6 protein-coding genes are annotated in these 11,278 nt (G+C 59.5%); all 6 read right to left on the reverse strand.

Annotation, left to right across the window (positions count from 1 at the left end; all coding sequences use genetic code 11):
* Window positions 1–7 precede the first annotated feature (7 nt).
* From ETAA8_RS20535 to ETAA8_RS20560, 6 genes are read right to left on the reverse strand one after another with little or no spacing between them, the layout of a single operon-like run.
* On the reverse strand, window positions 8–970 hold the full coding sequence (locus tag ETAA8_RS20535) for a hypothetical protein (protein ID WP_202921134.1): 963 nt from the start codon (window positions 968–970) through the stop codon (window positions 8–10).
* The gene (locus ETAA8_RS20540) at window positions 970–3,348 is read right to left on the reverse strand and encodes a hypothetical protein (protein WP_145092619.1); all 2,379 of its coding nucleotides are present in this window, start codon (window positions 3,346–3,348) and stop codon (window positions 970–972) included. Before ETAA8_RS20540 ends, ETAA8_RS20535 begins: the two co-directional genes overlap by 1 nt.
* Window positions 3,345–7,175: a DUF4175 family protein gene (locus ETAA8_RS20545; protein WP_145092622.1), complete on the reverse strand. Its 3,831-nt coding sequence runs from the start codon at window positions 7,173–7,175 to the stop codon at window positions 3,345–3,347. The genes ETAA8_RS20540 and ETAA8_RS20545 overlap by 4 nt, the downstream gene beginning before the upstream one ends.
* On the reverse strand, window positions 7,172–9,265 hold the full coding sequence (locus ETAA8_RS20550; protein ID WP_145092627.1) for a BatA domain-containing protein: 2,094 nt from the start codon (window positions 9,263–9,265) through the stop codon (window positions 7,172–7,174). Before ETAA8_RS20550 ends, ETAA8_RS20545 begins: the two co-directional genes overlap by 4 nt.
* The gene (locus ETAA8_RS20555) at window positions 9,265–10,251 is read right to left on the reverse strand and encodes a DUF58 domain-containing protein (RefSeq protein ID WP_202921135.1); all 987 of its coding nucleotides are present in this window, start codon (window positions 10,249–10,251) and stop codon (window positions 9,265–9,267) included. Before ETAA8_RS20555 ends, ETAA8_RS20550 begins: the two co-directional genes overlap by 1 nt.
* Before the next feature lie 9 nt (window positions 10,252–10,260).
* Window positions 10,261–11,229, reverse strand: a complete 969-nt coding sequence (locus ETAA8_RS20560; RefSeq protein ID WP_145100784.1) for an AAA family ATPase — start codon at window positions 11,227–11,229, stop codon at window positions 10,261–10,263.
* Between the last annotated feature and the right edge of the window lie 49 nt (window positions 11,230–11,278).

Raw genomic sequence — 11,278 nt, forward strand, 5'->3', positions numbered from 1 at the left:
CCAACAACTACTTACCCGCTGACGACCGCGACAATTTCGCCAGTTGCACCAGAATGTGTTCGAGGCGGGTGAAGTAATCGGCTTCAGCGATATTCGCCTTGCTCGCCCGCAATTCAGCCAATTCCTTTTCCAGCAGCTCGCGCTGCCTGCGAATCTCGGCGGGAATGGCTTGTTCTTTCTCACTGCGGACCAGCACGAACTGGCTCGCGAGAGAGCCATCGACAGGCGCGCCGGCCTTCGTCTGTTTGACGACTCGCAGGCCTTGGAACCAGTCAGCGGGGGTGCCCAACCGATCGCCATTGTCATCGAGCAGCGCGTGCTCGGTCGCTAAGCGCGCTTCGCGCGCGTAGAACTCTCGCAGCTTGGCACTCGCGGCCAGGTAAGCCTCGAGCAGCGACGTCTGTTCATCCTTGTCGAGATCAGCTGCTGGGTCAGCAATGCTGGTGGAGAGAAACTCGCCAAAACGGGCGAAGTTATATTCGTGGCCGCTCTTGGTGGCGGTGATCACGACGCGCTGCGGAGCCGATAGCTCCGCCAAAAACGGGCCGCTGCACGACGAGCAATCGACCACAGCCACCGGCCCGGTCAGCGGTTTGAGCATCTCCTTGAGTTCAGTGGTGCTTAGATCGGGGCCACGCAGATTGAACCGTGCCGTCTTGCCATCGAAGGTGCCATGACCAATCAAGGCGAGCCAGATGGGGCCCACAGGCGACTTGGCAGCTAGCTCCTCCAGAGTTTGTTTCAACCGCTCGCGATCTGTGGTCTCGCCCGCGGAATCTAATCCAATCACGGTGCTGTGCAACTTGCCGCTCTTGCCAGCCGACGTCCACCGCTGGGCCCATTCACGAAAGGGCTGTTCGAATTCCTCTCCGCCGCTGGCACCCACAACGACGATCAACTGCTGGTCTTGGGCCAGAGTCACATTCGTGCCGACCAAGAACAGCAGCAACGTGAACAGTGCAATACGCATCAGGCCAGTCCCTTCCAGCGGCGCAGGCCCCATTCACCCACGAGACAACCGAGCGCGACGGCCAGCACGCCCCACTGATGCCAAAGCGGATAGGTCCAGGTTTCGACATGCGGGATCTTGCGATTCGGCAAGCTGGCGACGAATGATGACAGGCCGCTGAGCGACACGACTTCGCCGCCACTTTCCGCCGCCAAACGCTGAAGCAACGGTAAGTTGCCGGCCAGTTCACGAAACTCGTCGGTTTCTGGTTCCACGCTCCAGCCGGTTTCTCGCCGACCGACTTCGCTCCCATCGGGAGCCGTCACCGTGATCGTGGCCCGATATGCACCAGCAATCCGCGGTACAAACTGCGCGCGATACTCGCCCGCGGTCTGTTCACTGCTTTCGGCTACAATCTTCAAGTCACGCTCATCGGGAGTCTTGATGGAGATTGCCACCTGTGCATTGTCGAGCGCCAGGAACTTGGGATCGCGAGCTCGCACGATGATCTCGCGAGCGGGAAGCCCGGTCCCCATAATTCGCCTGGTTTCAACTTCGACCAACTGCGGAACATCGGCCACCAACCAGCGCACCGTTTGCCGCCAGGCTTTCTCCAAATCGCTGGGCTGATCTTCGGCCCGGCGCAAATCCCAGCGCCAAAGATCGCCAATCAACAATGCTCCGACGCGGCCGCGACCGAACGGTTGCACGGCCAACGCCGGCCGCGCGTTCCCTTGACCGGTCTCTACTTCGGCGAGCACCGACGCACCCGGCTTGATAGATTCGATTCGGTTGAGGGAACGAAAGCCAGGCATGGCGGTCAATCGTTCCTGTTCGTCTTGCTCGTTAGCGCGCACGCGAATCCACGGTTGCAGCCACCCTTCGCGAGTAAGCTTTAAGTGCAACGGTTCGGTATTGGCCTGCGGAGCGCCACGATCTAAATACACGGGTAATAACTCGGCAACAGGAGTGCGTGCGTAGCCACCTTCGCCGAACGAGCCCTTGCCTCCCATCATCAGCAGGCCACCGCCACGCTGGCTGACGAACTGCTGGAGCAGCGAAAGTTGATCCTGCGTGAAGAAAGCGGCCTCCATGTCGTCCAAAATGATCGCGTGAAACTTGAAGAGATCTTCGGGATCTTTGGGAAAACCGCCGCGCAGTTCCTCTTTGTCTGCGGTTCCCAACCGTAACAGGACCGGCTCGTCGTATTGCTCCGCCTGCTCGTCCGACTTATTGCCAAAACCACGAAACAGTGGGTTCGTCCGCTCGTCGCTGCGGCTGAGGAAGTTGAACTTCGGTTCTTTCTTAGCCACTCGCACCAGCCCCACCAGATCGACCTCGTCGTCCTTGGAGACCGCGCGCCGCAAGAATTTAAACTCCCAGTTTGGCAGTCCAGAAACATACAGCACGCGATACGGCCCGCCGCCGCGGTCAACGGTTGCCAGGCGATTGTTGTTGGCGAGCGTAGCTTCCGTCGATTGCTGCGAATCGACTGCTAACTCTTCTTCGCCGGGCAAAGCCAGCTGGACTCGGTAGAAACTGATGCCGGGCTTCTCGGGTTTGATGAGAAACCGATGTGACAACGACTCGGCGTCTTTTTTGACCGTGAGCGTTTGTCGTTCGACCTCTTTGCCACTTTCGTCGAGCACGCGGGCGATGAGCTGCTTGCCGGCGAGCGACTGCGTGGCAATTTCGGCAGCGATGGTCACCGGTGCTGCCTCGAAGTTGGTTTGACTGACTGCAATGCTCGTCAGCGAAGCATCGAGCGACAACGAAGCGGACGCCAGCGGCACGGGATAGATCGGCGGCAGGTCTTTCACACTCAGTTCGTTACCATCCAGATCCGTGGCGTTGCCATCGGTAAGCAGCAGGATGCCAGCAACAGGTTGCCCGCGATAGCGATCGGATAGCTGCGAAAGAGTCGTCGATAGTGCCGAGGCTTCGCCCACGAAGGCAAGTTGCGAGAAATCTTGCGTGGGCTGCAGCTGAGTATCGAAGGTGTATTTGCGGACGTCGAAGTCCTGCGCTAACCGGGTGAGCCAGGGGGAATCCTTGGACAAACTCGCTTGCAACTGCGCGCCGCGCGATTCGCGCTGGCCGGCGTTGGCCAGTTGCAAGCTGCGGCTGTTATCGGCGACGACGAGAAACAGGTTGCTGCCCGGACTTGGTCGCGAACCACGAAAGAGTGGATCGAGCAAACAGGTCGCCAGTAGTATTACAGCGACCGCTTTGAGGATGAGGCAAACGAAGCGGAGCCACGCAGCACCTAGAGTGCGCTGGTACGACCAGACGAGCACGCCAATGGCAACTGCGGCGAGGGCAATCGCTCCGCCGAGCCACTGCCGCGCGCCAAGGATGATCTCGGCGAGCAGCGGACTGGACTCAAGTCCGTCGATCATTTACCGCTCCCGAGTCGTTCGTAGTACTTGCGCGTCTTTTCGGAATACTGGGGCGGAACCGGGTCGCGGTCGAGCGGCACCAGCGCTTTCTTCGAAGTCCGTTTGAGAACTTCTTCCGACACGCGCTGTTCCAATTCGGCCAGCGGGTTCACCAGTTGATCGCGGACCAGATCCCAATTGGGGGGTGCGGAATGGCGCTTCGATTCGGCGCGCACTGCCCGTGCCCGCTCGCGAATTCTGGCCGCATCGGCTCGCAGTTCTGGATCGCCGACCATTTCTTCGACATCGCGCAATCGATCCGACCACTCGCGAAACCGGTCGCCCGTCAACGGACCAGCCTGCTCCTGCGCGTCACTTTCGAAAGGTCCACTAAAACCACCCAGCTGCTCACCTTGATTGCCACCGCGCTTAGTGGGCTGCTGACCTGCTTGTTGAGAACGACCCGGTTCCCCTTGTCCAGGTTGCTGACCGGGCTGTTGCCCTGCTTGTTGACCAGGTTGTCCCTGTCCAGGCTGCTGACCATTACCCTGCTCTCCAGGTTGCTCGCCCTTCGGCGAACCCTGACTGGGTTGTCCCTGCTTGGGCTGACCTTGGCCACCCTGTCCTTGCTTCGGTTCACCTTCGCCCCGCTTGCCCTCGCCCGATTTTGTGGATTGACCTTCACCCGGCTGCGGTTGGCCAGTTTGGGCCGCTTGTTGTCCGGGCTGACCACCCGTGGGTTGCTCGCCCCCCATCGGCTGACCGGCTTGGGGCTGCCCACTTTGTTGCGATTGTGGACTTCCCGGCTCGTTCCCTGCCTGCTTGGGTGCTTCGCGCTCGAGTTCTCGATTCAACTCGCGCGAGAGCTGTTGCAGTTCTTCGCGAGCCCGCCGAAGTGCTTCGGTTTCATCACCGAGCACTCCTTCGGCAGCGCGTTCGATACCCTCGCGCAGTTGCTTTAATCCCTCGCTGGCAGCAGCCTCTTGCTTTTGCGCATCCTGCGTGAGCCCTTGGCGAACCGACCGTTCGGTCGATTGCAGGGCTTGCTCGATTTTTTGATCGCGCAGATTGCGAGCTGTCTCATAGAGCCGTTCCGAGAGAATTGGCTCCGTGGCTTCGGCCCGCTCGATCGTGTCGCGCATCTGATCCTGCAAATTCGTCAGCCGCTGGCGTTGATCGGCCAACTCTTGCGCGAGCGGTTCGCGCGAAGTCTCTTTGTCTTCGAGTGTCGGGCGTTCGGGCGGTTTGTCGGTAGTCTCCCGCAATTGCTCGGCGATCTGCTCTTCCTTCTGTTCCAGCTCGCGAGCCGATTGCCGCAGTTGTTGAACTTCCTCACCGAAGCGATTGGCGGCCCGGCGACGGAACTCTTCTCGCAATTCGTCGAACTGTTGTTCGGCGCGTGTTCCCGCCGCAGCTGCCTGGCCGACTTTTTCTTGTTGCAATGCCTCAGATGCCCGGCGAACCTGGTCGCGAGTCTCATCCAACTGCTGTTGCTGCTCGGCCATCCGCTCCTGATTTTCAGGCTGATCGAGCCGCGACTGTAGCTCATCGGTGTCTTGCAGAATCTGTCGTTGCTCGTCCTGCAATCGCTGCAACTGACGCCGAATCTCTTCTTTTTCGGCGGGCGTTTCGGCTTCTTCGAGCGCAGATTGCAGTTCCTTGAGTCGATCGTTCAAGTCGTGTTGCCGCTGGGCCAACTCGCGCAGGCGATTGAGTACCTGCCGATTCTCTCGATCGGCGGCCGACTCTTGTTGTTGCTCCTGAGCAGCCTGCTGTGTCTCGTAGCGGTTTTCCTCTTCCTTCAAGTCGAGCTGCTGCAACTGTTCGCGTTGTTGTTGCGAACGCGAAGCAGACTGCTGCGAACTTTGCTGCCCTTGCTGCTGTTGTTGCTGCTGACGTGTGACCTCATGCTCGCGAGCGCGCAACTTGAGGAGTGCCTGATAGGCGGCCTGTTCTGCGGCGAGCGCGACAGGCAATGGCTCGCGCGCCGGCCCCTCTTGGGCCAGTTGCAATTGCTGCGTCGCAGCCTGCATGTGTTCTAGAACCGCTTCGACGTGGGCCAGCGACTTCTCATCTTCCAATCGTTCGGCCAAGGCCGCTGCCTGCTCTTGGGCTGCAGCCTGGGAGAGGCGAATCTGCTCCACATCGTCGGCGAAGGCTGGTGTTAGCTGGGTCGTGATCTCGCGGCGGATGATCTTCCAAGTCGCGTTGATAATGTCTTTTTGCAGTTTGGCCAGTTGCTGCGCGTCTTGAGCGTTCTGTCCTTGCCCCTGTTGCTGCTGTTGTTGGCGTTGCTGCTGCTGGCCACCCGGAGGCTGTTCGCCTTGGCGAAAGATCTCTTCAAACGGGCGCACTTCGGCAAAGTACATGTCGCTTTGCGTGCGGCGCACATTCCCCTGCGGATCGTGATCCTCGGCCCACCAGTAATAAGACAACAGTTGATCGGGCTCTGCTTTCAGTTCTTCGAGTTTAAGTTGATGTGCCAAGTCATGCTTCTGCTTGGCGGCCGCTTGTTCACTTAGCACAATGTCTTGCGAGGGCTGACCTGCAATCGAAAACGTAATGCCAACCCGCTGCAAGCCAAAGTCATCGGTGACGCTGGCCCGCACATCGAGTTCTTCGAGGGCCGATACTTCCACATCGCGGGCGGGAAATGTCGGCTTCAGGGTCGGCGGTAGGTTAGGCAGCACGTTGATCGTGAACTGTTCTTGCTTTTGATTCTTCCGTCCGGCGTCGTCGACCAGTTCCAACTTCAGCCGGCGCGACTGCTGGGCGGTAAGTTTCGCTTCATAAACCAGCGGCTCGTCGGCGCTCGCCGTGAGTTCGATTGGCTCACCAACGGCGTCGCTGCGACTGTTCGTCAGCCGGGCTGTAACAACGGGCTTATTCAGCCGAAATTGCAGCGTCAGTTTGGTTCCCTCGACGGCCGAAAGGGTCCGCACATCCTGAATCAGCTTCTTCTCCAGGCCGGTGTACTGCGGGTAATCTAACTCGGCATCGGCCCGGTCGAGCTTGGGATACTCGAACACCGTAACGCGGTACTTGGGAGACGTTTGCTGATCGGCTGTCACGAAGTATTCGAGCGGTTCCAGAACAACCGGAATCCGCGCGCCAAACACCGGATCGGCCAGGCTGGGTGGCATGGGCATCGTTTGTTCTTCGCCACTAGCCAACGTGTAATGCAACGTCGCCTCAGCAGGCATGCGACCTTGAATGCGGGCCAGCACCAGCAGACTGGTACCACGTTCGACTTCGGTATTGCCCGGTTCGATGGTCAGGGCAAACTCTTGCCCGGCGGGTAGTGCGATGGTCGGTGCGACGATACTTGGCGGACTGACGGAACTGACCGCGCTAAAGAGCATCGCGAAGAAAGTGAAAACGAACACGGCGAACATCAAGACATTCACGAACGCGCCGAGCAACAGCTTGCGCTGCGAAATGATATCGGCCCAGCGATGACGATACGCATGCTGCAGCGCTTCGCGCATCACGCTGGTTTGCAAATAGCCGAATTCACCCGCCGGCAGATCGGGCTGTTGTTGAATGGCCGCCAGCAAGCTGGTGCGAAGTTCGGGAAAGGCCGCTTCGACCTTGGCCGCTAACCAGGCATAGTTTCGTGGCGAACCGATGACCTGCCAGGTCACCAATACAACCAGGCCAATGACGCTCACCCCCAGCAGGGCGGCGGGAATCGTCGTCGAGCCTGCGGTTTGCAATTTCCAGGCGAGTAGCAGGCCACCGGCGATTGCCGCGACGAGCCACACCAGGGCTAAAAACTGAAACAACCGAAGCCAGCGGTGACGATAGGCCACGCGATCGAGTTGCGCGAGCAATAACTGCTGGATCATGCCACGGCCTCCGGTGCGATCTGAGCCGCGCGCGATGTTCGCCCGGCCCACCACGTTTCCAAAATCAAAACGCTGAGACAACCAACAATCAACCACCGCCACACTTGCTGGCGACTTTCGAGTTCCGTATCGCGCTCCTGGCGAATACGATCGAGCCGCTCGGCGCGGCTGACCGACTTGCCCAGCTTGAGTCCCAATTGTTCCAGCTGTTCAACCGGCAGGGGCGTCGTATCACTTTCGCTGGCAGCCAGATTGACAGCAAACCGGAACTCATCTTTGCCACTGCCCGCTCGATAAATGCCCGGTTCGGTCGTCTCACGAAAATGTTCTACTCTCGGCGACACGACAACCAAGTCGCCACCGGGTGTATGAATACTTAAGTCACCGTTTCGCTGGGCCGGCAAAGTCACCGGACCGTTGACGGTTGTTGAATAGAGAGAAGTTGTGCTGCCGGCGACCTGGTCGAGAAGGCTGCCAACAAGCGGCAAAAACTTGCTGGAAACCGCCAGCTGACTGTCATCGAGTTGCCAGCCGCTGGTGAGCGCCCAAATGCGTCCCTGGCCGGTTCGGCGTTCCAACAGCCAGGGATCACCGTTATCGAAACGGGCGAGCACACTGGTGGCGGACTCTGCTTTGACCTTCAGCGGTCGATGACGCCAGAAGTGAATGCGAGTGAAATCGTTGTACTTGGGATTCGCAAAGGGCTGAAAGAGAGGATGAGTGAAATCGATTTCGCCCAGCAATTGATAGTCACCTTCGCGAGTGGTCTTGGGCTCATTCAGTTCGACATCTGGCAGAAACTGCGGCAAAACAGCCGCAGCGGTTTGATCTTGCGGGACCAACAGCAACGAACCGCCCCGTTCGACATCGCTGAGCAAGGCTTGTTGCTGAGCAGGTGTGAGGCTCTGCGTAACGACGACCAATTGCGGTGGCGCATCCGGAGCTATTTTCGCCTCATCGGCATCAGAGGCAGTGACATCCACTTGCCGCAGCGAATCGCCAGAGGTCGCCAGCCGCAGATAATATTGCGAGCCTTGCGGATCATCGGCGGCGTCGCTGCCCCAATACAAGAGAGAAATCTGCTGCTGGCGCGGAGGCACGACGTAAAAGGCGTTGTCGAACTCGTGCGAATCGCCACGCAGCACCACGCGGTCGGCCAGCAACTGAGTCAGCGGCCGCGGCAACTTCATCACACGACTTTGACCCGGTGGCACATACACGGCCACTTCTCCCTCGCGCGCTTGGGGCTGCTGCGGATTGTGCCAATGGACGAAAAACTGATCCTGCGAAGAATCGGCCGCATTGACGACGCGCACGCGCGGCTCCGCTTCGGCTTCTTCCTCACTATTGGTGAGGAGCTGGAGCGTGGCGTTGCTGTTCTGCTGGAGCGACAGTTGCCGCGGCACGACGCGAATCTGCTCGGGCCATTCAAAGCCCTGCATCGCTTCCATGCGGCTCCCTTGTTGATAGTCGCTGATGACGACCAGCTGCGATTGGGCCTGTTTCTGCTGCACATCGGCAGTGGCTGCCAGTTCGCCGGCAATCGCCGCCAAAGCACTCCCCAAGTCGCCCGCTGCCCACGTCGGCTTAATGTCGGACAGCGATTGGCGAACTAAATCGGCTGGAGGAACATTGGTGACTTTGTCGGGAGTCGCGAACCCGACGACGGTCTGCACGCGATCGGCAAAGGTATAAAGCGCGACATCATCGTGCGGCGCGAGATCGTCAAGCTCTTTGTTCGCCGCAGCCATTGCCTGTTGCCAGAGATCGCCCCGCTGCATGCTAGCGCTGGTATCGAGCACAATCGCCACGCGGCGGTGCGGCAAGTCGCTGATCGATAGGAGGGAAGACTCGCGCAGGAAAGGACGGGCGAAGGCAAAGGCCAGGAGCGCCAGCGCGGCCAGCCGCATCAGCAGCAGCAACACCTGGTCCAGCCTGCTGCGGCGCGTGAGCCGCGGCGGCGTGGGGGTCAGGAACATCAGCGAGCTGAATTGCTGCTTGCCGCGCGGCGTGCGACGAACCAGGTGAAAGATCAGCGGGAGCGCTAGGCCGGCCAGTCCTGCCAGAAATAGTGGTGCGAGAATGCCCATCAGCGAGCACCTCCGCGATGGCGGGCTATCAACCGGCCGCGCCGCATGCGGGCATGCAGCAGATCGAACAAGGCTAGTTCCAGCGGCTTGTTCGTCGGCAGATCGTACAAGTCGATTCCCAAGCGCTGGCAAATCTCTTTGAGCGCAGCTGCATGGGCAGTGAACTTGGCCTGGTACTGTTGGCGGGCCTGCTCGGGATCGATATACAGTTCGCGTCCCGTTTCGACATCGAGGAACATCGCGGCATCTTGAAAGGGAAAGTCGATCTCCGCTGGATCGAGTATCCGCAGCACCGCCACTTCGTGCCCCTGCGTTCGCAAATAGCCAAGTTCACGCTCGAGCGATTCCGCCGGCGCGAGCAAGTCGGACAGGAGGACCACCAGACCGCGCTTGCGGGCGGTCTTGGCCACTTGTTCCAGCGGAGCTTTCAGGTCGGTATTTTCCCCGGCCGTTGCGCGCTCAAGGGCGACGAACAGGCGATGCAAATGACCGGGGCGAAAACGAGCGGGGAGATACTCGCGAATGCGGTCATCGAAGGTGACGAGCCCCGCGGCATCGCGCTGAAGCGACAAAAAGTAAGCGATGGTCGCCGCTGCAGTCTTGGCGTAAGTCGCCTTGTCGTACGACAGCGAGCTGTAGGCCATTGAACGGCTGAGATCGACCAGCAAGTAACAACGGAGATTGGTTTCGTCTTCAAAACGCTTTAGATAGTAGCGGTCGCTGCGGGCATACAATCGCCAGTCGAGGTAACGCGGGTCGTCTCCAGGCGTGTATTGCCGGTACTCGGTGAATTCGACACTGAAGCCGTGATAAGGGCTGCGATGCATGCCGCTGAGAAAGCCTTGCACCACTTGCCGCGCGCGAAGTTCCAGATTCTTGATCCGCATCAGCGTAGCGGGATCGAGAAACGACGAGACCCGCGACGATGCACTTTTAGGCACATCGGCGGCACTCTTCGTCGCGGGAGTCGCGGGCAAACGAGCCATGCAGGAACCTTAAGCGGGCTTGGGAAGGGGGACGTGGTCGAGCAGGCGGGTGATTACCTGGTCGACGGTAACTCCTTCGGCTTCGGCGCGGTAACTAACGAGCACGCGATGCCTCAGCACGGGATAAACCACCGCGCGAATGTCTTCGACGGTTGCCAGGCTGCGGCCAGATAACAAGGCTCGGGCCTTTGCACCCAGCACCATGTACTGAGCCGCTCGCGTACCCGCGCCCCAGCTGACCCAATCTTTGATGAATGGGGGCGAGTTGTCCTGCCCCGGCCTGCTGGCAGCTGAGAGGCGCACGGCGTAACGAACGACTTCATCGGCAATGGGGACGCGTTTGACCACTTCATGAAAGCGGCGCACATCTTCGCCCGTGAAGAGAGGCGCGATCGGCTCCGGCTTGCGCGACGTCGTTTGCTTGACGACGCTCACTTCGTCATCTTCTGGCAGGTAATCGATCAACACGTTGAACATGAACCGATCGAGCTGCGCTTCGGGCAGCGGATAGGTCCCTTCCATTTCAATCGGGTTTTGCGTGGCCAACACAAAGAAAGGTTCTTCCAGCACATAGCGCTGGCCGGCAACCGTCACCTGATGTTCTTGCATCGCTTCGAGCAGTGCTGCCTGCGTTTTGGGTGGCGTGCGGTTGATCTCGTCCGCGAGAATCACGTTGCCGAAGATGGGCCCTTTGACGAATTGCATCCGGCGATGACCATCGGAGGCCTGTTCGAGAATTTCGGTCCCCGTAATATCAGCGGGCATCAAGTCGGGGGTGAATTGAATCCGCCGAAATTCCAGGTGAAAGACCTGCGCGATCGAGCGCACGAGCAGCGTCTTCGCCAGACCCGGTGCCCCAGTAATCAGACAGTGCCCGCCGGCAAACAGGCTGATGAGGAGTTGTTCGACGACTTCGGCCTGGCCGACGATTACTTTCGACAATTCTTTATCGATGCGGCTGCGACTGCCGCGAATCATCTCGACGACTTGCTGTTCCAACTGAAACGAATCGAGTTCCGTAGACACA

Origin of the sequence: Anatilimnocola aggregata, assembly GCF_007747655.1 — a bacterium.
Lineage (GTDB): Bacteria > Planctomycetota > Planctomycetia > Pirellulales > Pirellulaceae > Anatilimnocola > Anatilimnocola aggregata.

Coding starts and splice junctions, on each gene's coding strand:
- ETAA8_RS20535 (WP_202921134.1), bottom strand. CDS start 970: ATGCGTATTGCACTGTTCACGTTGCTGCTGTTCTTGGTCGGCACGAAT.
- ETAA8_RS20540 (WP_145092619.1), bottom strand. CDS start 3,348: ATGATCGACGGACTTGAGTCCAGTCCGCTGCTCGCCGAGATCATCCTT.
- ETAA8_RS20545 (WP_145092622.1), bottom strand. CDS start 7,175: ATGATCCAGCAGTTATTGCTCGCGCAACTCGATCGCGTGGCCTATCGT.
- ETAA8_RS20550 (WP_145092627.1), bottom strand. CDS start 9,265: ATGGGCATTCTCGCACCACTATTTCTGGCAGGACTGGCCGGCCTAGCG.
- ETAA8_RS20555 (WP_202921135.1), bottom strand. CDS start 10,251: ATGGCTCGTTTGCCCGCGACTCCCGCGACGAAGAGTGCCGCCGATGTG.
- ETAA8_RS20560 (WP_145100784.1), bottom strand. CDS start 11,229: ATGATTCGCGGCAGTCGCAGCCGCATCGATAAAGAATTGTCGAAAGTA.